Origin of the sequence: Spongiactinospora sp. 9N601 (assembly GCF_044326295.1) — a bacterium.
GTDB lineage: Bacteria > Actinomycetota > Actinomycetes > Streptosporangiales > Streptosporangiaceae > Spongiactinospora > Spongiactinospora gelatinilytica.
Map to the genome: position 1 here is coordinate 118,542 of NZ_JBIRBB010000013.1, position 20,658 is coordinate 139,199.

The 20,658-nt window shown below is 69.2% G+C and carries 22 protein-coding genes; 12 read left to right on the forward strand and 10 right to left on the reverse strand.

Annotated features, from left to right (window positions below; all coding sequences use genetic code 11):
* Positions 1-94: 94 nt before the first annotated feature.
* A complete protein-coding gene (locus ACH34R_RS29110; RefSeq protein WP_397564723.1) occupies positions 95-907 on the reverse strand; it encodes an ABC transporter permease in 813 nt (270 codons plus the stop codon).
* The gene (locus tag ACH34R_RS29115; protein ID WP_397564724.1) at positions 904-1,857 is read right to left on the reverse strand and encodes an ABC transporter ATP-binding protein; all 954 of its coding nucleotides are present in this window, start codon (positions 1,855-1,857) and stop codon (positions 904-906) included. The genes ACH34R_RS29110 and ACH34R_RS29115 overlap by 4 nt, the downstream gene beginning before the upstream one ends.
* A 203-nt stretch (positions 1,858-2,060) precedes the next feature.
* Here ACH34R_RS29115 and ACH34R_RS29120 point away from each other — a divergent pair, with 203 nt between their 5' ends.
* Positions 2,061-2,744, forward strand: a complete 684-nt coding sequence (locus tag ACH34R_RS29120; protein ID WP_397564725.1) for a DUF1707 domain-containing protein — start codon at positions 2,061-2,063, stop codon at positions 2,742-2,744.
* A gap of 65 nt (positions 2,745-2,809) precedes the next feature.
* On the opposite strand, the gene glpX is transcribed toward ACH34R_RS29120, so the two are convergent.
* Positions 2,810-3,853 carry a class II fructose-bisphosphatase gene (gene glpX / locus ACH34R_RS29125; protein ID WP_397564726.1) on the reverse strand — a complete coding sequence of 348 codons (1,044 nt, stop codon included), beginning with the start codon at positions 3,851-3,853 and terminating at the stop codon, positions 2,810-2,812.
* A gap of 95 nt (positions 3,854-3,948) precedes the next feature.
* On the opposite strand from glpX, the gene ACH34R_RS29130 reads away from it, so the two are divergent.
* Both ACH34R_RS29130 and ACH34R_RS29135 read left to right on the forward strand, forming a co-directional pair.
* Positions 3,949-4,554 carry a TetR/AcrR family transcriptional regulator gene (locus ACH34R_RS29130; RefSeq protein ID WP_397564727.1) on the forward strand — a complete coding sequence of 202 codons (606 nt, stop codon included), beginning with the start codon at positions 3,949-3,951 and terminating at the stop codon, positions 4,552-4,554.
* A gap of 83 nt (positions 4,555-4,637) precedes the next feature.
* Complete coding sequence (locus ACH34R_RS29135) at positions 4,638-5,165, forward strand: DUF4245 domain-containing protein (protein ID WP_397564728.1); 528 nt, start codon at positions 4,638-4,640, stop codon at positions 5,163-5,165.
* Between the two features lie 25 nt (positions 5,166-5,190).
* Here the strand turns inward: ACH34R_RS29135 and ACH34R_RS29140 are convergent, their stop codons facing one another.
* From ACH34R_RS29140 to ACH34R_RS29150, 3 genes are read right to left on the reverse strand one after another with little or no spacing between them, the layout of a single operon-like run.
* The gene (locus ACH34R_RS29140; protein ID WP_111166552.1) at positions 5,191-5,418 is read right to left on the reverse strand and encodes an exodeoxyribonuclease VII small subunit; all 228 of its coding nucleotides are present in this window, start codon (positions 5,416-5,418) and stop codon (positions 5,191-5,193) included.
* Positions 5,419-5,427: 9 nt separating this feature from the next.
* On the reverse strand, positions 5,428-6,651 hold the full coding sequence (gene xseA, locus ACH34R_RS29145) for an exodeoxyribonuclease VII large subunit (protein ID WP_397564729.1): 1,224 nt from the start codon (positions 6,649-6,651) through the stop codon (positions 5,428-5,430).
* Positions 6,652-6,674: 23 nt separating this feature from the next.
* Positions 6,675-7,529 carry a hypothetical protein gene (locus ACH34R_RS29150; protein WP_397564730.1) on the reverse strand — a complete coding sequence of 285 codons (855 nt, stop codon included), beginning with the start codon at positions 7,527-7,529 and terminating at the stop codon, positions 6,675-6,677.
* A gap of 122 nt (positions 7,530-7,651) precedes the next feature.
* Here ACH34R_RS29150 and ACH34R_RS29155 point away from each other — a divergent pair, with 122 nt between their 5' ends.
* Positions 7,652-8,623, forward strand: coding sequence for a 4-hydroxy-3-methylbut-2-enyl diphosphate reductase (locus ACH34R_RS29155; RefSeq protein WP_397564731.1), 972 nt, complete (start codon positions 7,652-7,654; stop codon positions 8,621-8,623).
* Between the two features lie 32 nt (positions 8,624-8,655).
* Here ACH34R_RS29155 and ACH34R_RS29160 read toward each other — a convergent pair whose 3' ends face one another.
* Both ACH34R_RS29160 and rmuC read right to left on the reverse strand, forming a co-directional pair.
* Positions 8,656-9,216: a DUF6542 domain-containing protein gene (locus ACH34R_RS29160; RefSeq protein ID WP_397564732.1), complete on the reverse strand. Its 561-nt coding sequence runs from the start codon at positions 9,214-9,216 to the stop codon at positions 8,656-8,658.
* A gap of 109 nt (positions 9,217-9,325) precedes the next feature.
* Positions 9,326-10,645, reverse strand: a complete 1,320-nt coding sequence (rmuC, locus tag ACH34R_RS29165; protein ID WP_397564894.1) for a DNA recombination protein RmuC — start codon at positions 10,643-10,645, stop codon at positions 9,326-9,328.
* A gap of 84 nt (positions 10,646-10,729) precedes the next feature.
* Between rmuC and ychF the strand changes: the two genes are divergently transcribed.
* From ychF to ACH34R_RS29180, 3 genes are all read left to right on the forward strand, one after another.
* Positions 10,730-11,818 carry a redox-regulated ATPase YchF gene (ychF, locus tag ACH34R_RS29170; protein WP_397564733.1) on the forward strand — a complete coding sequence of 363 codons (1,089 nt, stop codon included), beginning with the start codon at positions 10,730-10,732 and terminating at the stop codon, positions 11,816-11,818.
* 402 nt (positions 11,819-12,220) lie between these two features.
* Positions 12,221-12,649, forward strand: coding sequence for a winged helix-turn-helix transcriptional regulator (locus tag ACH34R_RS29175; RefSeq protein WP_397564734.1), 429 nt, complete (start codon positions 12,221-12,223; stop codon positions 12,647-12,649).
* 145 nt (positions 12,650-12,794) lie between these two features.
* The gene (locus tag ACH34R_RS29180) at positions 12,795-13,229 is read left to right on the forward strand and encodes a GNAT family N-acetyltransferase (protein ID WP_397564735.1); all 435 of its coding nucleotides are present in this window, start codon (positions 12,795-12,797) and stop codon (positions 13,227-13,229) included.
* Between the two features lie 350 nt (positions 13,230-13,579).
* Here the strand turns inward: ACH34R_RS29180 and ACH34R_RS29185 are convergent, their stop codons facing one another.
* Positions 13,580-15,049, reverse strand: coding sequence for a M4 family metallopeptidase (locus ACH34R_RS29185; RefSeq protein ID WP_397564736.1), 1,470 nt, complete (start codon positions 15,047-15,049; stop codon positions 13,580-13,582).
* A gap of 313 nt (positions 15,050-15,362) precedes the next feature.
* Here ACH34R_RS29185 and ACH34R_RS29190 point away from each other — a divergent pair, with 313 nt between their 5' ends.
* From ACH34R_RS29190 to ACH34R_RS29200, 3 genes are read left to right on the forward strand one after another with little or no spacing between them, the layout of a single operon-like run.
* Positions 15,363-16,124: an ArsR/SmtB family transcription factor gene (locus ACH34R_RS29190; protein WP_397564737.1), complete on the forward strand. Its 762-nt coding sequence runs from the start codon at positions 15,363-15,365 to the stop codon at positions 16,122-16,124.
* A complete protein-coding gene (locus ACH34R_RS29195) occupies positions 16,121-16,420 on the forward strand; it encodes a DUF1905 domain-containing protein (protein WP_397564738.1) in 300 nt (99 codons plus the stop codon). The genes ACH34R_RS29190 and ACH34R_RS29195 overlap by 4 nt, the downstream gene beginning before the upstream one ends.
* Positions 16,417-16,791 carry a VOC family protein gene (locus tag ACH34R_RS29200; RefSeq protein WP_397564739.1) on the forward strand — a complete coding sequence of 125 codons (375 nt, stop codon included), beginning with the start codon at positions 16,417-16,419 and terminating at the stop codon, positions 16,789-16,791. The genes ACH34R_RS29195 and ACH34R_RS29200 overlap by 4 nt, the downstream gene beginning before the upstream one ends.
* Before the next feature lie 103 nt (positions 16,792-16,894).
* Here the strand turns inward: ACH34R_RS29200 and ACH34R_RS29205 are convergent, their stop codons facing one another.
* The gene (locus ACH34R_RS29205; protein WP_397564740.1) at positions 16,895-18,307 is read right to left on the reverse strand and encodes a helix-turn-helix domain-containing protein; all 1,413 of its coding nucleotides are present in this window, start codon (positions 18,305-18,307) and stop codon (positions 16,895-16,897) included.
* Positions 18,308-18,823: 516 nt separating this feature from the next.
* Between ACH34R_RS29205 and ACH34R_RS29210 the strand changes: the two genes are divergently transcribed.
* Together ACH34R_RS29210 and ACH34R_RS29215 are read left to right on the forward strand one after the other, a co-directional pair.
* Positions 18,824-19,579 carry a S1 family peptidase gene (locus ACH34R_RS29210; protein WP_397564741.1) on the forward strand — a complete coding sequence of 252 codons (756 nt, stop codon included), beginning with the start codon at positions 18,824-18,826 and terminating at the stop codon, positions 19,577-19,579.
* A gap of 233 nt (positions 19,580-19,812) precedes the next feature.
* Entirely contained in the window at positions 19,813-20,577 is a 765-nt protein-coding gene (locus ACH34R_RS29215) for a S1 family peptidase (RefSeq protein ID WP_397564742.1), read from the forward strand.
* Positions 20,578-20,658 lie beyond the last annotated feature (81 nt).

Genomic DNA, 20,658 nt, shown 5'->3' on the forward strand with positions numbered 1-20,658 from the left:
CACCGTATTTCACGATGTCGGCCATTGAATTGTGCCGGGCCACGGGCTTTTTCGTCATTTCGCTCGTAGCCGGGAATTGCCCCCCGAATTTTACTCAGTCGATGAGCCGGGCTCGCATCTTCCACAGCGCCAGGCACCACATCGCGGCGGCGAAGAGGGCCAGGACCCCGACGTGGAGCAGCGAGTCGAGGCCGAGCCTGCCGAAGACCGCCCCCCGGACCAGCTCGACGCAGTGGTAGAGCGGGTTGAACTGCGCCACTGTGGCCGCCCACCCCGGCAACTGGCCGATCGGGAAGAACGTGCCCGCGACCAGGAACATCGGGGTCAGCGCGCCGGTGATGATGTAGTCGAAGGTGTTGATCGACGGCACGATCGCCGAGACCCACATGCCGAACAGCGCGAACGCCAGCCCGGTAAGGAAGCCGATCAGCGGCACCAGCAGCATCCCCCAGCTCGGGTCGAGGCCGAAGGCCATGCCGACCAGCATGGGCGCGCAGCCGTACACCCCGGCCTTGGCGGCCAGCCAGGACGCCTCGGCGGTGACCAGCTCGTGGACATCGACCGGGGCGGCCAGCATCGCGTCGTAGGTGTGCTGGAAAGTGCGCCGGATGAAGGTGTTGAACATGCCGCCGAACGCTCCGATGAACAGCACGGCCGTGGAGACCACGCCGGTGGCGACGAAGTCGCGGTAGGCGTAGCCGTACAGGGTGCCGATGATGGAGCCGAAGCCGTAGCCGAACGCCAGCAGGTAGATCGTCGGCTCGACCATCGCGGCGAACGACGTGGACGGCCAGTAGCGCCGGTAGAGGGCGAACTCCCTGCGCCACACCGCGCGGACCGGAGCCCACTCGAACAGGCCGAGGCGACCACGGGCGGAGCGGGTCATGCTCGTCTGGGTCGTGCTCATTCGACGGACTCCCCGGTGAGGATCACGAACACGTCTTCGAGGTTGGCCGGACGTTTGATGCTGGGCGCGCCCAGCCGGTCGGCGACGGCCTCTGGCAGCCGCTCGGCCTGGAGCACCGACACCGAGGGGCCGGTACGGCGGGTCGGGAAGCCCGCCTCGCGGGCGATCTCCTCAAGCCCGGCCAGCCGCTCCGGCGGGCCGTAGTGCTCGTGGACCTCGGCCCCGGCGTGCTCGGCGATCAGCTTCTCCGGGGTGCCCCTGGCCACCACCCGGCCGTGCGACATCAGCGCGCACTCGTCGGCCAGCCGCTCGGCCTCCTCGATGTAGTGGGTGGACATCAGCGTGGTCACGCCCTCGTCGCGGAGCCGGGCCACCAGCGCCCACAGCTCCTGGCGCACCTGCGGGTCGAGCCCGACGGTGGGCTCGTCGAGCAGGACCAGGCGCGGCGCGTGAACCAGGCCGCGCGCGATCAGCAGGCGGCGGCGCATGCCTCCGGAGAGGTTGACCGTCTTGGTATCGACGCGGTCGGTGAGCTGGGCCAACGCGACCGCGCGCCGCACGGCGTCTCGGCGCTCGGCCTTGGGCACCCGGTAGAGGTGGGCGAACACCTCCAGGTTTTCCCTGACGGTCAGCTCCTCGTCGAGGTTGTCCATCTGCGGGACCACGCCCATCAGCGCGCGGGCCTGCTTGGACATCTTCGGCAGGCTCAGCCCGAGCACGGTGATCTCGCCCTCGTCGGCCCTGGACTGGGCGGTGAGCAGGCGCATCGTGGTGGATTTGCCCGCGCCGTTGGGACCGAGCAGGCCGAGGCAGATGCCGGTGGGGACGTCGAGATCGAGGTGGTCTACGGCGGTCACGTCGCCGTACCGCTTGACCGCGCCGGCGATGCGGATGGCCGGGGCGGAAGCGGTCTGTGGATCGGGCGCGAGCGGTGCGCGGAGGGTGCCCATGCAGCCAACTCTAGAGGTTTTCCCCGACATTTTTTCAAACGCTTTTTCGGTAGTCCAGCGGCAGTCGGCGAAGAACGTGATCGTTGGGCGACCTGGTACGCCAGCTTTTACGAAATTTCATGACATAACTTTCCGTGACGGCCGAGAGCGCCCAAAGGGTCTGCTACTGCCTTACCGGGGCGTACGGGGCTTATTGTCGAAGCATGGAAGAACGTCCGGGGGCCTGGCTCCCTCGCCTGTCCGAGGTCGGAGAGCGGCTCGCCGAGGAGTGGCACGCCGTACGACGTGCGCGCGAAGGCGCGTCCGGTACGGCCGGCACCAGTGGCTCCACCCGGACGCCCGCCCCGCACGAGATGCGCGCCTCCGACGCCGACCGCGAGCGCATCGCCGAGGTGCTGCGCGAGGCGCTGAGCGACGGACGGCTCGGCATGGCCGAGTTCGAGGAACGGCTCGACGTCGTCTACAAGGCCCGCACGCTGGGCGACCTCGCGGGCATCACGGCCGACCTGCTGCCCGCCGACCAGCAACCGCTGAGGCTGGACGGCGGGCAGGTGGCGGCGATCTTCAAGAAGGAGAACCGCGAGGGCCGCTGGGTGGTGCCCGCCGAACTACCGGTGACGGCGATGTTCGGCACCACCAAACTCGACCTGCGCGACGCGATCATGCAGAGCCGCCGGGTGATCATCAACGCCACGCTGGTGTTCGGCGGGCTGGAGATCCACGTCCCCGAGGGGGTCGAGGTGATCCGGGTGACCAAGGACAAGACGGTCACATTGACCCGCAACCCGGCCGCCCCCGACGCTCCTGTCATCGAGGTCCGCACCCAGAACTTCCTGGGCGAGGTCAAGGTGAAGGAGCCCCCGCGCCGTCGCCGCGGACGCAGGTAAGGCGCAGGCGAGACGCAGGTAAGGCCCAGGCAAGACGCAGGTAAGACGCAGGTGACCGGAACAGATCAGCCCGCCGTGTCGAAGTTGATCGCGCTGTAGGCGCGCAGCTTCCACAGCCGGTGCTCGCTCTCGATCTTGCGTACCGTGCCCGAACGGCCGCGCATCACCAGCGAATTGGTGACCGCCGCGCCGCCCTGGTAGCGGACGCCGCCCATCAGCTCCCCGTCGGTGATCCCCGAGGCGGCGAAGAACACGTCGTCGGAACGGACCAGGTCATCGGTGGTGAGCACGGCGTCGAGGTCGTGCCCGGCGTCCAGGGCCCGCTGGCGTTCGGCGTCGTCCTTGGGCCACAGTTTGCCCTGGATCACCCCGCCCAGGCACTTGAGCGCGCAGGCCGCGATGATGCCCTCCGGGGTGCCGCCGACGCCCAGCATCAGGTCGATGCCGGTGCCCGGCCGGGCCGCCATGATCGCCCCGGCCACGTCGCCGTCGGTGATGAACTTGATCCGCGCCCCGGTCTCCCTGATCTCCTTGACGATCCGCTCGTGCCGCGGACGGTCCAAGATGACCACCGTGACGTCGGACGGGCTGGCGTCCTTCGCCCGCGCCACGGCGGCGATGTTGTCCGCCACCGGCGCGTTGATGTCCACCACGGACGCCGCCTCCGGCCCTGTGACCAGCTTTTCCATGTAGAAGACCGCCGAGGGGTCGTACATCGACCCGCGTTCGCTGACCGCGATCACCGAGACCGCGTTCGGCATGCCCAGGGCCGTCAGCCGGGTGCCGTCGATCGGGTCCACGGCCACGTCGCACTCCGGGCCGCTGCCGACGCCCACCCGCTCGCCGTTGAAGAGCATGGGCGCGTTGTCCTTCTCGCCCTCGCCGATCACCACGACACCGTCCATGGACACGGTGTTGATGAGCTGGCGCATCGCGTTGACGGCGGCGCCGTCCGCGCCGTTCTTGTCGCCGCGCCCCACCCAGCGGGCCGCGGCCATGGCGGCGGCCTCGGTGACACGGACCAGTTCCAAGGCGAGGTTGCGGTCGGGCGCGTGCTCGCCCGTGGCGAGTGCGGATGGTACGGGCGTTTGAGGTGTTTGTTCGGACATTCCGGCGAACCCTCCTGTGTTAGCACCATTCCCGGCAACTGCCTCGATCGTAGTTGGCTGCCTTCCGGCGGCCGGCGGAGGATAATGGCGCCACCATGAGCGACGACGACGAACGGCCGGTGACCGGCGTGACGGTACGCACCTCGGAAAGAGGCGCGGCGACGCGCGGCGCGATACTGGAAGCCGCCAGAGGAGTGTTCATCACCAGCGGTTTCGCCGAGGCCGCGGTCACCGAGGTCGTCGCGCGGGCGGGCACGAGCGTCGGCAGCCTTTACCACCATTTTTCGGGTAAGGCCGACCTGTACCTCACGCTGTTCGAGGAGTTCCAGACCCGGCAGACCCAGCGGACCAGACAGGCCGTCCAGAGCGCGCGGGCCGCGGGCGTGGACGACCCGATGCGGCTGTTCACCGCCGGGGCGAGCGCCTACCTGGCCGGGTGCTTAGCCGAGCGGGAGCTGTCGGCGCTGTTCCTGCGCGGCGACGGGCCGCCCGGCTTCGACGTGATCATGCGGGAACGACTGCGCAAGTGGACCGAGCGCAACGCGGCGCTGTTCGAGCCGGGCGAGCGGGCGCTGGTCGTGGTGCTCACCGGCGCGCTGGCGATGGCGGTGTCGGAGGTCTCGCTGTCCGACGACGAGGACGCCTCGCGCCGGCTGTCGGACGAGGTCCTGGCCATCGTGGAGGCCATCTCCAGGCCATGACCCGCCATCCCCAGGCCATCCCCGGGCCATCCAGGGCCGGTCAGGAACGAGACCGCGCCCCGCAGCGGGTAATCTCGCCAACTGTGCAGCGTTTCGCCCAGGGATTCTACGGATACGTGTTCGCCGTCGTCGTGTGCTTGGGGATGGTCGGCATCTTCCTGCTGATCACGCCGACCGGGCGGTCGGAGCACATCCCCCAGGTGGACTACACGATCGACCTGTCCAACGCCCGCCGTACCGCGTCCTACCAGGTGTGGGCTCCTGCCGCCACGCCGAAGGGCTGGATTCCCACGAGTTCGCGCATGGTCCCGAGCAAGGGCACGGTGACCTGGCGGCTGGGCTTCGCCACCGCCTCGCGCGCGCACGTGATGCTGGCGCAGAGCGATGAGAAGCCGCTCGCGGAGTTCGCCGACCGGATGGCCGGCATCGCCAGGTCGGAGGGCACCCAGCAGATCGGCGAGGCGACCTGGGAGCGCCGCTTCCGGCCGGACAAGAAGCAGCGCTCGCTGGTACGGGTGCTGCCGGAGGCGACCATCGTGGTGACCGGTACCGCCGACTGGCCCGAACTCACCGCACTGGCCGCCAGCCTCAAGCCCCAGCCCGCCGCCTAGCCTGTGGCCGCCCGCTCAGAAGGGCTCAGAAGGGCGAGTCGTCGGCGTCGGGCTGCCTGCGCTGGGCCATCGCGGCGGCGAGCTTCACCCGGGCCCCCTGTAGCCACTCCTCGCACAAAGCGGCCAGCTTCTCGCCGCGCTCCCACAGCTCGATCGACTGCTCCAGGGTCAGCCCGCCCGCCTCAAGGCGGCGGACCACCTCGGTCAGCTCCTCGCGGGCCTTCTCGTATGAGGGTGCGTTCTCTTCTGCCACGTGCCTACCCTAGGGCTCCTCATCGGGCCCGGAACCGTCCGCGCGGGCGGTCACCCGGGCGTCGGTGAACCTGATGGTCAGCGCGTCGCCCACCGACACGTCGGCGGCCCGCCGTACGACGTCGCCCTCGGGGCGCTGCACGATGGCGTAGCCGCGCTCCAGCGTGGCGGCAGGGGAGAGGGCCACCAGACGGGCGCGCAGGTGCCCCAGGGAGTCTTCCGCGCGGTCCAGCGAGCCGCCCAGGCTGCGGCGGACCCGGTCTCTGAACTGGTCGACCTGCTCGGCCCGGCGCTCGACCTCGCGTACCGGATCGGCCAGCGACGGACGCGAGCGCACCGACGACAGCCAGGCCAGCTCGCGATCCAGCCAGCCCTTGACCATGCGGCGGCCACGGTCGCGGAGCTGGCGTACCAGGGTGAGCTGCTCGCCCACGTCGGGCACGACCTTCTTGGCGGCGTCGGTCGGCGTGGAGGCCCGTACGTCGGCGACCAGGTCGAGCAGCGGGCTGTCCTGTTCGTGGCCGATCGCGCTGACCACCGGAGTACGGCAGGACGCGACCGCCCGCACCAGCGACTCGTCGGAGAAGGGCAGCAGGTCCTCGAACGAGCCGCCGCCCCTGGCCACGACGATCACCTCGACCTCGCGGTCGGCGTCGAGCCGGGCCAGCGCCTCGGTGACCTCGCCGACCGCGTACGGACCCTGGACCGCGACCTCCTCCACCTTGAACCGCACGGCGGGCCAGCGCCGCCGGGAGTTCTCCAGCACGTCGCGCTCCGCGGCCGAGTCACGGCCGCAGATGAGCCCCACCGTGCCCGGCAGGAAGGGCAGCCGCCGCTTGCGGTCGGTCGCGAACAGGCCCTCGGAGGCGAGCAACTGCCGCAGCCGCTCCAGCCGCGCCAGCATCTCCCCGACGCCGACCGGCTTGATCTCCAGCGCGGTGAAGGCGAACGAGCCGCGGTTGACCCAGAAGTCCGGTTTGACGTGGACGACGACGCGCGCGCCGTCCACCGGCCGCGGGACCGTCGCCTCGTACACGCCACGCGGGCAGGTGACGCGCGCCGAGACGTTCGCGACCGGGTCGCGCAGGGTCATGAACACCGTGCCGCCGCGCGCGGTCAGCTCGGCGATCTCGCCGTCGACCCAGATCGTGCCGAGTTTGCCGATCCAGCCCGCGACCATCTGCAGCACGGTCCTGACGGGGATCGGCTGCTCAGGGGAGGTCTTCTGCGCCATGCCAGGAACCTATCGGGCGATGGCTATTCGCCCCCCGATTCGGCGATCTTGGCCAGCCGGTTCTCGTACATCTTGATGATGTTCGCGCGGTTGACGGTGGCCTGCTCGTAGGCGAGCAGCGCACGGACCTCTTCGGCGGACTTGCCGCGCAGGCGGGCGCGCAGGGACGCCATGCTCAGCTCGGCGTAGTTGGGCATGGGCTCGATCAGATCGGTACCGGCGGGCTCGGTTTCGGCAGGCTCGGCGGGTACGGCGGCCTCGGCGACGGGTTCAGCGGCCTTGGCGGTGGGCTCCGCGGGCTTGGCCTTGGGGGTCTTGGCGGGTTTTGCGGCCTTGGCCGGCTCGACGGGCTCGACGGTCTCGGTGACCTCGATGACGTCGGCGACCTCTGCGGCCTTCGCGGGCTCGGGCTCCTGCGGCGCTTCGGCCTTTTCCGGCTCTGCGGGCTCTGCGGGCTCTTCCCGCTTTTCCGGCTGCTCGGTTTCCGCCGCCTTCTCCGGGCGCGGCGCGAAGATGACCGGCTCGCGGCGGGCCGGCTTGGCCTCCTCCGTGGCCACGGAGGTCTCCTCGCTCGCGGCCGTACGGGCCGCCTCGGCCTTCACACCCTCCGCCGTGGTGTCGGGCAGCGCTTCCTGCCCTTCCGCCTTCTCCTTCTGCTTGACGGCTTCCTGGCCCGTCTCGGCCTCGTCCTTCGTACCGATGCGCTTGAGCCTGGTACGCAGCCGATCGCCGAACAGCAGCGCCTGGCCGACCCCGCTGAGCGTGGTCTGGAGCACGTTCATCGGAAGGTCCTTGGCCTTCGCCTTGAGTCCGTCACGGTCGGAGAACGCGTCGCGGACGGACTTCGCGACGTTACGGACGACGTCGGGTAGGGACATAACGGCTCCTCGGGAGGTCTGTCTACTGGACGGCTAGTCTGGCAAAAGACTGGCGCGTCGGGTACGCGAACGCTCGGGTAAGCGAACGGGCGCCCTCCCTCACTCCACGTAGCATAGAAAGCATGACGAGAGAGACCCCTGCGACCCGACGTGTGCTCGTTGCCAAGCCTCGTGGCTACTGCGCGGGGGTCGATCGCGCGGTGGAAGCCGTGGAGAAGGCCCTGGAGCGGTACGGCGCGCCCATCTACGTGCGCAAGCAGATCGTTCACAACACCCATGTGGTGAAGACCCTGGAGGAGCGCGGGGCCGTTTTCGTGGAGGAGACCGACGAGGTGCCCGAGGGGGCCATCGTGGTGTTCTCCGCGCACGGCGTCTCGCCCGCCGTACACGAGCAGGCCGCCGGCCGTAACCTGCGCACCATCGACGCGACCTGCCCACTTGTCACCAAGGTCCACAACGAGGCCAAGCGGTTCGCCGCGAAGGACTACGACATCCTGCTGATCGGCCACGAGGGCCACGAGGAGGTCGAGGGCACCGCGGGCGAGGCGCCCGCGCACGTCAAGCTGGTCGACGGGCTCGACGCGGTGGCCGACGTGGACGTCCGCGACCCGCGCCGGGTCGTGTGGCTGTCGCAGACCACGCTGTCGGTCGACGAGACGACCGAGACGGTCACCCGGCTGCGCGAGCGGTTCCCCAACCTGATCGATCCGCCGAGCGACGACATCTGCTACGCGACCCAGAACCGGCAGGTCGCGGTGAAGGAGATCGCCGCCGAGGCCGAGCTGGTGATCGTGGTCGGCTCGACCAACTCCTCCAACTCCAAGCGGCTGGTGGAGGTGGCGCTCGACGCCGGGGCCGACGCGTCCTACCTGGTCGACGACGCCTCCCACATTCAAGATTCCTGGCTGGAGGGCGTCACCACCGTCGGCGTCACGAGCGGGGCCTCGGTTCCCGAGTCGCTGGTCGACGGCGTGCTCGCGTACCTGGCCGCACACGGGTACGGCGACGTGCGGGAGGTCGAGTCGGTGCGGGAGAGCGTGCGGTTCGCGCTGCCCCACGAGCTGCGCCGCGAGCTGCGCGCCCCGGCCGGGTAGCGGCGGGCGGCGCAGGTCGCGGGCGGGGCGGGTCAGGTCGCGGGCGGGCCTTCGGCGGTGTCGCGGTGCCTGCCGTACACCTTGGGCTCGAAGTAGCCCTCCGGCTCGGGCACGAAGACCTGTGCGGCGGGCGTGGCGGCGGCGGGCTTGCGCGGCTCCTCGCCGCCGGCCCGCGCGGCGCGCAGCTCCTCGCGCAGCGTGCGGACGTTGCCGGGCAGGCCGCGCCGCCAGGCCACGCCCAGCACCAGCGCCGATCCGGCGAACAACCACGGCGCTCCCGCCGACAGCGACGTGAACAGCCCGAGCCCCAGCGCCTGGATCATGGACGCCGCGCCGATCGCCCGCACCAGCTCCGCGATCAGCGTGGCCGCGAAGAACAGCAGCGGCGGGGTCACCACCAGGGAGAGCAGGTCGCGCGGGTTGATCAGGAGCGCCGCGGCCAGGCAGCCCGCCACGAAGGTCGCGCCCACCGCGAACGACCAGCCGAACACACTCGCCAGCAGCTCGCCCGCCAGCGTGGCGGCCACGACGACGGCGATCGCGCCGCGGGCGGTCAGCCGCACGCCGGCCCGCTGCGCGGGTGTCGCGCTCATGGTCGCCCCCCTTGAGCCAAACCGCTTGCCCCCTTGCAGTGTGCACCCGCCCGGCTGTACGGACAGGTCGATGGCCAATTTACCGTCAGGGGCCGGGAAGACGCGGAGGTTACGCCCTCTTCCGCCACCAGGCGTGATCCATCGCACCTACTTCGTCCGCAAGGCCCGTTTCGTCGCTCGGTACTGCCGGGTCGGCTTCGTTCACCAGTTCCGGGCTGGCGAGCGTGCGGGGCAGGTTCTCGATCATCTGCGGCGGGTCGAGGTCGCCGTCCACCACGCCGAGGTCGTTCAGCCGGCGGGCGCTGACCATGACCCGGCTCTCCAGCGAGCCGACCGTCTTGTTGTAGGCGTCCACGGAACGGGCGAGGGCGCGGCCCAGCGACTCCACGTTGCGGCCCATCGAGCCCAGCCGCTCGTACAGCTCCCTGCCCAGCTCGAACACCGCGCGGGCGTTCTCCGTCAGGGCGGCCTGCTGCCAGGTGTAGTGGGCGGTGCGCAGCATGGAGATCAGCGTGGTCGGGGTGGCGATGTGGACCCGTTTGCCCATCGCGTACTCCAGCAGCTCCGGATCGCGCTCCAGCGCCGGCGCCAGGAACGCCTCGCCCGGGATGAACAGCACCACGAACTCCGGCGTCGGGCTGAACGCCTGCCAGTACGCCTTGGCCGCCAGCCGGTCCACGTGTTCGCGCAGGTGCCGGGCGTGCGCGTCCAGCCGTACGGCCTGCGCGCCCGTGTCGGCGGACTCGGCGGCCTCCAGATAGGCGGCCAGCGACACCTTGGAGTCCACGATGATGTTCTTGCCGCCGCTCAGCCGTACCACCATGTCCGGACGTACCGTGCCACCGGGCGTCACCGCGCTCGCCTGCTCGTCGAAGTCGCAGAACCGCTGCATCCCGGCGATCTCGGCGACCCTGCGGAGCTGCAACTCGCCCCAGCGGCCCCGGGCCTCGGGCCGTTGCAGGGCGCGGACCAGCGCGCTGGTCTGGGCGCGGAGCTGGTCGGAGCTCTGCCGCACGAAGTCGATCTGCTTGCTCAGCTCCGCCTGCGACGCGCGGTGGCCGAGGTCGCTGTCGCGAAGCTGCGCCTCTACCCGCGCCAGCGTCTCCCGCAGCGGCTCGATCATGTGCTCCACGGCCTGCTTGCGCTGCTCCAGCTCGCCGGCGGCCTCGGCCCGGGAGGTCGCCAGGCGCGTCTCGGCCATCTCCAGGAAGCGCAGGTTGTTGACGTCGAGCGCGCGCGCGGACAGGGCCTGGAAGCGTTCGGTGAGCTGTTCCTCGACGTAGCCGAGCTTGCCCTCGGCCACCTTGGCGCGGGCCTCGGCGTCGGCCGTACGGCCCGCGGCCTCGGCGATCGCCCGCGACCTGCCGAAGGCGTAGCCGATGGCGAAACCGGCGGCGGTGCAGGCGATGACGAGGAGGGCGGTAGCCATGACGTCCACGACGGCAATGATCCCAGGCCCGCTCGGCGCAGCGGCGGGCCGACACGCCCCCGGGTCCGCGTAGACTCGGCGAACGTGAGCTTGAGCATCGGCATCGTCGGGCTGCCCAACGTCGGCAAGTCCACCCTGTTCAACGCGCTTACCCGGAGCGGTAACGCGCTGGCCGCGAACTACCCGTTCGCCACCATCGACCCCAACGTGGGCGTCGTGGGCGTCCCCGACGACCGCCTGCCCAAGCTGGCGGAGATCCATGGCTCTGCCAAGATCCTGCCGGCCAAGGTCGAGTTCGTGGACATCGCGGGCCTGGTACGCGGGGCCTCGGAGGGGCAGGGGCGGGGCAACCAGTTCCTCGCCAACATCCGCGAGACCGACGCGATCTGCCAGGTCATCCGGGTCTTCAGCGACCCCGACGTGACCCATGTCGATGGTGACATCTCGCCGCAGCGCGACATCGAGACGATCAACACCGAGCTGATCCTGGCCGACCTGCAGACCCTGGAGAAGGCCGTGCCGCGGCTGGCCAAGGAGTCCAAGGGCAACAAGGACCGCAAGTCCGCCCTGGACGCGGCCGAGGCGGCGGTCAAGGTCCTCGACGCGGGCACCACGCTGTACGCGGGGGCCAAGGCCGCCGGGATCGACCTTGACGACCTGCGCGAGCTGCACCTGCTCACCGCCAAGCCGTTCCTCTACGTCTTCAACCTCGACGCCGACGAGCTGGTGGACGAAGGGCTGAAGGCCCGGCTCGCGGGGCTGGTGGCGCCGGCCGAGGCGGTGTTCATGGACGCCAAGATCGAGTCGGAGCTGGTGGAGCTGCCCGAGGACGAGGCGCTGGAGCTGCTTCAGTCGGTGGGGCAGGAGGAGTCGGGGCTGAGCCAGTTGGCCCGGGTCGGGTTCGACACGCTGGGGCTCCAGACCTACCTGACGGCGGGGCCCAAGGAGACCCGGGCCTGGACGATCCGCAAGGGCGCGACGGCACCGGAGGCGGCGGGGGCCATTCACACCGACTTTCAGCGCGGGTTCATCAAGGCTGAGGTCGTGTCCTTTGACGACCTGGTGGCGGCGGGCTCGATCGCGGCGGTCCGGTCGGCGGGCAAGGCCCGTATCGAGGGCAAGGACTACGTGATGCAGGACGGGGACGTCGTGGAGTTCCGCTTCAACGTCTGATTTTGGCGGTGCTCCCGCTGCCTGAAAGGCTCGGCCCTCGCTGACGCTCGGACGCTTTCTCTGATGTCGGGCTTCGCCCGACGTCGTTGTTTCTCGTGTGCCGTAAGTTCCGGTCTTGGTTCTTGTACGGCATGCCCCGTGCCGCCGCCGCGTCGTGCCGGGTCGCCTTCTGGTGCCCGGCGTTTCGCGTGTGCCGGGGCCGAGCGCCGTTCCCAGCACCGGTCAAAGGGGAGGGCTTTTCAGACGTTCGCGCCGTTGGACAAGCCGGCCGCGAGAAGTCCGCAGAGCAGCCGTTTTCCGTCGGCATCGGCCAACGGTTATCAACGGACAAAAGTGCAGGTCAGGGACGGAATTCCGGCTCTTGCCCAAGCGTAGAGGTTTGCGGATGGACGTTCCGCTTCAATGATCGCGCGCACGCTGGATCTCGTCGGAGATCGGTGGAGTCTGCTGATCGTCCGCGACGCGATGGACGGCGCGTGGGCGTTCACCGACTTCCAGCATCGGACCGGCATCGCGCGCAACATCCTCACCGACCGTCTGCGACGCCTGGTGGAACGGGGGATCCTTGAGCGGCATTCAGCCCCGTCCGGACGGCGTCAGGTCTACGACCTGACGGAGGCGGGCCGCGACTTCTTCGCGGTCATCGTGGCCGCGCGTCAGTGGGGGGAGCGGCACGCGTTCGCACCGGAGGAGCCCCGTTCTGTTCTCGTCGACTCCACCGGTGGACCCCTCCCGGAGATGCGTCCGGTCGATTCACGGGGGCGATATGTTGGTGTGGAGGGGACTTCTGTGGTTCGGGATATGAGGGAGGCGAGCGCAGATACCAGGTGAACGTTCGGACGTGAGACACCATGTTCGTCTTGCCCGGTCCTCGGATCTGGGCTCTGCGGCGCGAGTCCTTGCCGAGGCATTCGCGGCACATGGGTGGACGCGCTGGGTTCTCCCTGCCGACGGATACGCGGAGCGTCTCGAAGAAATGCAGCGGCTGTATCTCACGCACGCCCTCGCGCATGGCCTCGTGCTGGTGGACGAGGAGGTACGGGCCGTTGCCGCATTCCTGCCGCCGGACGCGCCGGAGCCCGCCGCTCCGATTCAGCAGCGACTGGCGGAGCTTTATGGGTCACGCCTGACAGCGCTTGCTGAGCTCGCGCTTCCCGATGCCCCGGCGGGGTCCTGGGCTCTCGAAACGGTCGGCGTGCATCCGGCCCACCAGGGGACGGGGCTGGGAACGGCCGTGACCTCCGCAGGGCTCTCGATGATCGACGAACGAGGCGGGGCCGTCGCCCTCCGTACCTCGGATGAGCGGAACGTGCGCCTGTACGAACGGCTCGGGTTCACCACCGTCGCAACGACCGAGATTCCCGACGGGCCCGTCGTGTACTCGATGATCCGCGCCGCGGTGCCTAAGTAATCGATATTGCGCTCGGGCGGGCCCCTGAGGGCCCGGCCCTCGGACGCTTTTCCGCCCGACGTCAGGGTGTCTTGTGTGCCGCGCGTTCTGGCTTCGGTTCCTTTACGGCATGGCCTCGTGTCGCCGCCGCGCCGTATTGTGTTGCGTTCTGGTGTCCGGCGTTTCGCGTGTGTCGTGCCCGCCCGCCGTTCCCAGCACCGGCTGAGAACGGCCCTTCCAGCCCATCGCGCTCTTCGGCGACTGCCCCGTGAGCCCTAGAGGCTCGGCCTGCGCCACGCTCGGACGCTTTCCCGGCGTCGGGCTTCGCCCGACGCCGGTGTTTCTCGTGTGCCGTGAGTTCTGCTTCTGAATCAGCCGTCGTCCCCCACGACTGTGAGGATGAATTGGGTCGTCTTGGTGGTAGCGCCGGAGGTCGCGGTGAAGGTGATGGGGTGGGTGCCCTGGGGGGTGCTGTCCGAGACGCTGATGGTCGCCGTGATGGTTCGATCGTTCTGGATGATGCTGACGGTCGTTCCCGCTGGGCCGGGGCCGGCGGACAGGGCCACCTGCTGGACCGTGTCGGGCGTCAGTTTGATCTGGACGGTGGTGAATTCACCGGGCCTGACCGTGGCCGAGGGCGGGGCGGCCGTGATCCCGCTGAGAGAGGGGCTGGAAGGGCCTGAGGAAGTGGGAGTGGGAGTGGGCGTCGGGCAGGTCGGCTCGCCGAGCTGGGCGGGGACGCTGATGGCGGTCCACGCGGCCTTGGTCGCGTTCATCTCGGCGCAGCCGTAGAAACTTCTGGCGGCCTGCACGGTGGCCACGCGTGCCCTGCGGTATGACCAGCCATAGGACTTGCGCTGGAGCCCCAGATAGAAGATCCGGGCGGCTTTCTGGATGCCGATCCCGGCCAGCGGGGACGGGCCTGCGCAGACCGGGCTGGCGGGTTTGCCCGGCGGGTTGGTGCCCTCGGCGAGCAGGTAGAACCAGTGGTCCTGCGGTCCGCTGTCGACGGTTCCCGTCGGGGAGACCGAGTAGCAGTTCTCGTTACCCGTCAGTGAGGGCTTGTACATATGGATGAGCGGCCCCCTGCCGTCCACGTTCACCTCCTCGCCGATCAGATAGTCCGGTTCGTCCAGAGCAACGGGGTGGTTGGCGTAGTGCTCGGTCAAGGTGCCGAAGATGTCGGCGGCCGACCGCTCCAGGGCCTGTGCCTCCGCACCGTTCCCGTCGTCGGTACCGGTTTTGGCGTAGACGGCGAGGCCGTATTGGAAGCCGACCACGTCGAGTGAGGTGAGCTGGTTGGTGCGTGCGCTGTTGTGGCCGAAGACGGTGCGGGTGCCGTCCCAGTAGGCGTTGATGGTGTTCAGGCCGACGGACGCCGGGTAGGAGCGGCCGGCTGCGTCGACGCCGTTGCGTCCCAGCCAGTTGCGCAGCATGTCCCAGTGTTTCTGCGCGGCGAACATGACATCGACGCAGGCGGTCTCCAGGCTGGTGCCGGTTCCGTCGCCCCAGGTGTCGGTCGTCTTGGTGAAGATGGGGCCGCCGTGACGGCCGCAGTTCAGACCGGGGCGGGTGGGATCGTTCAGGGAGTACTGGCTCCCCGACTGCATGGTCTGGATGGTCACCGGGTTGCCGTTGAAGTGGCTGTTGCCTGAGCCCAGGAGCGCCTGGCCGGCAGAGCGGCTCCCATCCGTGCCCGCACTGTGTGCCGTGGCGAGCCCAGAAACCGTGCTCACCGTGCTCACCGTGCTCGTGGTCTCCGCGCCGCTCGCCGGCGCCGTCGCGCCCATGGCGACGACCGTCATGAGAGCGAACGCTCCCAGCGTGGTTTTGGGGTACATATGCGATGACTCCTTGTTCGCAGGCGCAAGGAGCCGTGGCCGGCCAGGGCTGCCCCAACGGTGACACCGACATGAGGGGCGGAGAAGCCTATGAATCCCTCATATTTCGGGCGTATGGCGTGTATGGCACCCCCGACGGGCGCACGCGTCAGGGACCGAAAAGCGTGTTCCGGCCCTGGGCTCCCATGCGTCCTTGGCGACCACGGCGCCGGCTGCCCCGCCGCACCCCCGGCATCGACCTCCACTGAGCGACACCGAGGCGGGTGGCTTGGCGGGTTGACATGAAACCATATGGTTTCCTATTGTAGGTCGCGTGGAACGGGTATTCAGGGCGTTGGCGGACACGACGCGCAGGGAGCTGCTCGATGAGCTGTTCCGGCGGGACGGGCAGTCGCTCAACGCGTTGGCGAGCCGGTTCGCGATGACGAGGGTCGCCGTGGCAAAGCACCTTCGCCTGCTGGAAGAGGCCGGCCTGGTCGTGTCGGACCGGCGGGGCCGGGAAAAGCTGCACTTCCTGAACCCCGTGCCGATCCGCCTCATCCACGACCGCTGGGTCAGCAAGTACACCGAGACGTGGGCCGCCGGCCTCGTCGACCTGAAAAGACATCTGGAGGCACGGGTGGAGAAGATGTTCGAGATCTTCATCCGCACCACGCCGGAGCGGCTGTGGCAGGCGATCACCGATCCCGAGACGCGGGCGCGGTTCCAGTTCGGCGCGCGGGTGGAGTCGGACTGGACCACGGGCTCTGCCTACCGGGTCACCCACCGCGGCGCCGGTGGGCTGATCGAGGGCGAGAACATCGAGGTCGACCCGCCCCGGCGGCTCGTGCAGACCTACCACGCCATCTGGGACGACGACATCGCCGCCCAGGGCACCAGCCGGGTGACCTGGCAGATCGAGCAGGTCGGCGACAGTTGCCGGCTCATCGTCCGGCACGACCAGCTCGCCGCCGACGCCGACGACCACCTCTACGGTGGCTGGCCGATGATCCTTTCCGGGCTCAAGACCTGGCTGGAGACCGGCACGGAACTCACCACACCCGGCTCGCTCATGTACGGAGGAGAACAATCATGACTGCACTACACAACATCGATACAAAACTGGACAAGACGTTCACCACGACGCTGCGCAAGAGCCCGAGCAAGGGCGGCTGGACGTATGTCGTGATGCCGGGCTCCGCCGAGTTCTTCGGCACCCGCGGGCTGGTGAAGGTTCGGGGCCGCGTCGACGGGGAGCCGTTCCAAGGTTCGTTCATGGCGCTCGGCGACGGTACGCACAAGCTCGCGTTCACCGCCGACGTCCGCGCCCGCATCGGCAAGCAGGCCGGTGACACCGTCACGGTCACCCTCGACGAGCGGATCGCTCGATGAGCGCGCCGGCGAAGGTCATCACCGGCATCCGGACCGTCAGCGTGCCCGTCAACGACCAGGACCAGGCGCTGCGGTTCTTCGTCGACACGCTCGGCTTCACCGTGGTGCGCGACATGCCGATCCCGACCGGCCGGTGGATCGAACTGGCGCCCGGCAGTGACGACGTCGTCGTCACACTGGACCAGGCCACCGGGGACGTCACCCGCGGCTCGATCATCATCCGCTTCACCACCGACGACGCGGCGGCGGCCCACGCCGCCCTCACCGACGCCGGCGTCGACACCGACGACATCATCGCCTGGCCCGGCGTGCCCCCGATGTTCGCCTTCCGCGACCCCGACGGCAACACCTTCTCCATCACCGAGCCGTAACAGCACCCCTCCACAGGTATTCGCGGCGTGCGGCACGGTCACCACCCGCAGAACTCCCGGTAGGCGTCGCGGAGTTCGGCCGCACTCGCGAGTCGCCGGGCCTCTACGCCGGTGATGACCTCGGCGGCGCGCCGGCACCTCTCCGAGGGCAAGTGGGGCCCGCGTAGGGCCCTTCTTCGCGCATCCTTCCCGTACTCGCCGCCTCACCGGCTGTCCAGCGTCGGCTTCGGGGGTCAGGGGGGCGCTCCTCAGGCGCGGGGACAGTACGCGAGGCGGTCACCATGTCCTCTATCGCGTTTGCCTCGGCGTGCGCGCCCGCGTCCGCCAGCGTTCGTGCGGTGGCATGCAGCTCGGCCACGGCGTAGGAGTTCACCGCGGCGGCGTGTGGCGCGATGGTCGCGGCCACGGCGGTCGCCGAAGCCGCATCGCCCTCCACGGCGTGGGCGTGGGCGAGGCAGGCGCCGAACCAGGCCCGGTCGCGGCGATAGGACTCCGGCAGTTCGGACAATCCGCGCTCGATCAACTCCGCCGCGCGCCGGCCGTACCCGAGGGTCAGTTCGGCCATGCCGTGCTGCATGAGAAACCAGTGCTCGTCGTAGAAGTACATCCACGCGGGCTCGTCGTGCGGGGATTCCGCCGCGCGCCTGATCAGTTCTTCCGCCTCCGTGAGAAGGCTGCGCGCCTGGCGGGCGTTCCCCATCTGTGCGTGTCCCCTGGCCGCCATCTGGGTGGCCATGCCCTGCACCCCGAACGTGGTCCGGCCGTCGTGCCATCGGGACGCCTCGGCGAGCCGTACGCATCGCTGCGCGCCCTTCAGGCTCCACGCCAGATGGGCCTTCATGTTGAGCGTGGTGGCGGCCAGCGGCGCGTCCCCGGCCTCAAGAGCCCAGGCGTGCGAACAGTCGTACCAGCACACGGCTGCGGCCAGGTCTCCAGTGTCCTGGCACATCCACGCCACGAATTGCGCGTACTCGCCGAGGACGCGGACGGCACGATCGCCGAGGGGCCCGGTGGCCCCCCGGGCGAGGTCCGCCACCGTCGAGAGCTGAGCCCGCACCATGGGCAGCAGCGGCCTGCCGCCCAGCGTGTCTTCGGCGCGCCGATGTTCGGCGAGACAGCGTTCCAGCCACTCGATCGTCACGTGGTCGGTTCGCTGTGGACGTTCGATGGCGCGTGTGATCCGTTCATACAGATCGGCGTCGGGCGCCAGAGCCGGAATCTCCAGGCTCGGGATCGGGGCCGGGGCCGGGGCGGTGCCGAACAGGTCCGGTACTGAGACGCCGAGGGCGCGGGCGAGCAGGGGGCGGTACTTGCGTCCTGGCATGTGCTGTCCGCTCTCCCACTGTTTGATCGAGGCGACCAGGCCGGCGACGTGGGGGATCTCGTCGCCGGGGTGCGCGGTCTCGCGGATGCGGCGGGCCAGGTCGGACCGGGACCAGTACGGGGGAGCCTCGCGTAGTTCGCGCAGGCGGGTGCCGAATTCGTTGGTCGTGGGATCGGTGGAATCTGCGGACATGTCGCGATGTACCTCTCGCCGGGGGCGGGGCGGGGCGGGGCGGGGCGGGGGCTGGGGTGGGGCCGCAGGTTCTCCCCTTGTTCTCTCATCCTTCCTCTCGGTGGCCGTTCACTGCCACCGATTCACTCAGGGTGACCAGCCTGATGGGTTTCGCTGGGTAATGTCCGATGACTCGGATATCCGAGAGATGTCACAGGGCGTTGTCGTGGCGTTCGCGCCCTCGGCAGCCCTATCTGATTTCGAACTGTTGTCGCAGGTGGCGGAGGCGCTACCCCGAATTGAGGTTGAGCCGAGATATTGCGCGATCTGATCGCAGAACAATTCGGGTCGTCGCTCTCGGTCGCCGCCGCGGGGATGTGGTCAGAAAATGAACAGCGAAATGGACTGTCCTTTGGCGCCCATCTGGCGAAAGATTCTTGGCGCAGAGCTTTTGTGGTTGTGAAGATCCACAGGACGTACGGACGGCCAGCCAGCCGGTCCAGTCCTGCCGTGTCCCCGACGCGAAAGACGATGCCGATGCGAAGACTCGCACTGTACGTGACCTTATGCATCTCCGCGCTCGCCGTCGCGCTGAGTGCCGCGTTGCCGGCCCAGGCGATCATCCACGGGCAGGATGCGGCCAACCCCTATTCGTTCATGGTTTCGCTCCAGAATGAGGTGGACGGCCACTTCTGTGGCGGCAGCCTCATCACGCCCACGTGGGTCGTCACGGCGGCGCACTGCATTCGGGGCGATGAGCCCGCGGACGTCGATCTGCGGATCGGCAGCCTGGACACCGACAGTGGCGGAGAGACGCGCGGGGTCAGCCAGATCGTGCCGCATCCGGCGGGCGAGGCGACGTACGACATCGCGCTGCTCAAGCTGGACCGGCCCGCGAGCGGCGTGCCGATCCGGATCGGGACGCGTCCCGCCGAGGGGAGCCCGACCCGGCTCATCGGCTGGGGATGCACCACTCCGACGATGGGCCTGCCCTGCTCGCCGCCTGACGTACTTCAAGAACTCGACTCACAGATCCGGCCGTCCACTGTCTGCGCCTCCGGCGCCGGACCGATCGATCCGGTCTGGGAGGTCTGCACCGGCAACCCGGACACCAAGGCCGGCCCGTGCCGGGGCGACTCCGGCGGGCCGCTGCTGGCCCCGAGCGGTGACACCTGGCTGCTGCTCGGCGCGTTCAACCGAATGGCCTTGCACTGCGACCAGGGCCCTGGGATTTACGCCGACGTGCCCGCCCACCGGCCCTGGATCGAAAGCATCACGGGCCCGCTTCCTTAGCCTTCCAGGCCACCTTCGCTTTCTTTTCTTTCCCCCCATGGACGGGCTCGGCCGCCGGCCGCCCTGGCCGGCCCCCAGCGGCCGGTGGCCGGGCCCCCTCTCCCGAATCCCGAAAGACCTCGAAAGTCACGGAAGTCCACGGTCCACGGAAGTCCACGGAAGTCCACGGAAGTCCACGGAACTCCGCGGAACTCCACGGAAGTCCACGGAAGTCCACGGAAGAGGAAGGCGTCATGCGAAAACTCAGGCTTGTCATTGCGCTCTGCGTCTCCGTGTTCGCCGTCTTGCTCGGCGGCGCGATGCCGGCACAGGCCATCATCGGCGGGCAGGACGCAACGAGCCCCTATTCGTTCATGACCTCCCTGCAAAGCGGTGGCGAACATTTCTGCGGCGGCAGCCTTGTCGCGCCGTCGTGGGTCGTCACCGCCTACCATTGCGTCGCGAAGTACGAGAACGCGCCGCAAGACCTCACCCTCCGGATCGGCAGCCTGGATTGGGACAGCGGCGGCAGCACCCGCGGAGTCAGCCAGGTCGTCCTGTATCCGGGAGGTGCGCCGAATGCGCATGACCTGGCACTGCTGAAGCTCGATCAGCCGCTGGCGAACGTCCCGGTCCGGATAGGCGTCCGTCCGGCCGAGGGGAGCCCGGCCCGGCTCATCGGCTGGGGCTGTAGGAGGCCGGGGCAGGCGTTCTGCTCGCCTCCCGAAGTGCTCCAGCAACTCGACTCCACAGTGCGACCGGTGAGCGACTGCGCCGCCGCGGAGAATCCGATCGATCCTGCCTCCGAGATCTGCACCGGAAATCCGGAGACTCAGGCCGGGCCTTGTAAGAACGATTCCGGTGGGCCGCTGCTCGTCCCTGGCGATAATGGCACCTGGCGGCTGCTCGGCGCGTTCAGCCGGATGTACGACACCTTCTGCCAGGAGTACAAGGGCATTTACACCGACGTCGCCGCCCACCGCACCTGGATAGAAGGCATCACCGGGCCGCTTTCCTGAAAGCGCTCGGCGATTCAGGGTCTTGTGAGGAATTTCTCGACTGCGGCGCGCGTGTGCCGGGCGTGGGCGGGGGTCGCCGGT

What these genes read in the sequence shown, in the direction of transcription:
- ACH34R_RS29110 (WP_397564723.1), bottom strand. Translation starts at nt 907, where the DNA reads ATGAGCACGACCCAGACGAGCATGACCCGCTCCGCCCGTGGTCGCCTC.
- ACH34R_RS29115 (WP_397564724.1), bottom strand. Translation starts at nt 1,857, where the DNA reads ATGGGCACCCTCCGCGCACCGCTCGCGCCCGATCCACAGACCGCTTCC.
- ACH34R_RS29120 (WP_397564725.1), top strand. Translation starts at nt 2,061, where the DNA reads ATGGAAGAACGTCCGGGGGCCTGGCTCCCTCGCCTGTCCGAGGTCGGA.
- glpX (WP_397564726.1), bottom strand. Translation starts at nt 3,853, where the DNA reads ATGTCCGAACAAACACCTCAAACGCCCGTACCATCCGCACTCGCCACG.
- ACH34R_RS29130 (WP_397564727.1), top strand. Translation starts at nt 3,949, where the DNA reads ATGAGCGACGACGACGAACGGCCGGTGACCGGCGTGACGGTACGCACC.
- xseA (WP_397564729.1), bottom strand. Translation starts at nt 6,651, where the DNA reads ATGGCGCAGAAGACCTCCCCTGAGCAGCCGATCCCCGTCAGGACCGTG.
- ACH34R_RS29150 (WP_397564730.1), bottom strand. Translation starts at nt 7,529, where the DNA reads ATGTCCCTACCCGACGTCGTCCGTAACGTCGCGAAGTCCGTCCGCGAC.
- ACH34R_RS29155 (WP_397564731.1), top strand. Translation starts at nt 7,652, where the DNA reads ATGACGAGAGAGACCCCTGCGACCCGACGTGTGCTCGTTGCCAAGCCT.
- ACH34R_RS29160 (WP_397564732.1), bottom strand. Translation starts at nt 9,216, where the DNA reads ATGAGCGCGACACCCGCGCAGCGGGCCGGCGTGCGGCTGACCGCCCGC.
- rmuC (WP_397564894.1), bottom strand. Translation starts at nt 10,645, where the DNA reads ATGGCTACCGCCCTCCTCGTCATCGCCTGCACCGCCGCCGGTTTCGCC.
- ACH34R_RS29175 (WP_397564734.1), top strand. Translation starts at nt 12,221, where the DNA reads ATGATCGCGCGCACGCTGGATCTCGTCGGAGATCGGTGGAGTCTGCTG.
- ACH34R_RS29180 (WP_397564735.1), top strand. Translation starts at nt 12,795, where the DNA reads ATGCAGCGGCTGTATCTCACGCACGCCCTCGCGCATGGCCTCGTGCTG.
- ACH34R_RS29185 (WP_397564736.1), bottom strand. Translation starts at nt 15,049, where the DNA reads ATGTACCCCAAAACCACGCTGGGAGCGTTCGCTCTCATGACGGTCGTC.
- ACH34R_RS29195 (WP_397564738.1), top strand. Translation starts at nt 16,121, where the DNA reads ATGACTGCACTACACAACATCGATACAAAACTGGACAAGACGTTCACC.
- ACH34R_RS29200 (WP_397564739.1), top strand. Translation starts at nt 16,417, where the DNA reads ATGAGCGCGCCGGCGAAGGTCATCACCGGCATCCGGACCGTCAGCGTG.
- ACH34R_RS29205 (WP_397564740.1), bottom strand. Translation starts at nt 18,307, where the DNA reads ATGTCCGCAGATTCCACCGATCCCACGACCAACGAATTCGGCACCCGC.
- ACH34R_RS29210 (WP_397564741.1), top strand. Translation starts at nt 18,824, where the DNA reads ATGCGAAGACTCGCACTGTACGTGACCTTATGCATCTCCGCGCTCGCC.
- ACH34R_RS29215 (WP_397564742.1), top strand. Translation starts at nt 19,813, where the DNA reads ATGCGAAAACTCAGGCTTGTCATTGCGCTCTGCGTCTCCGTGTTCGCC.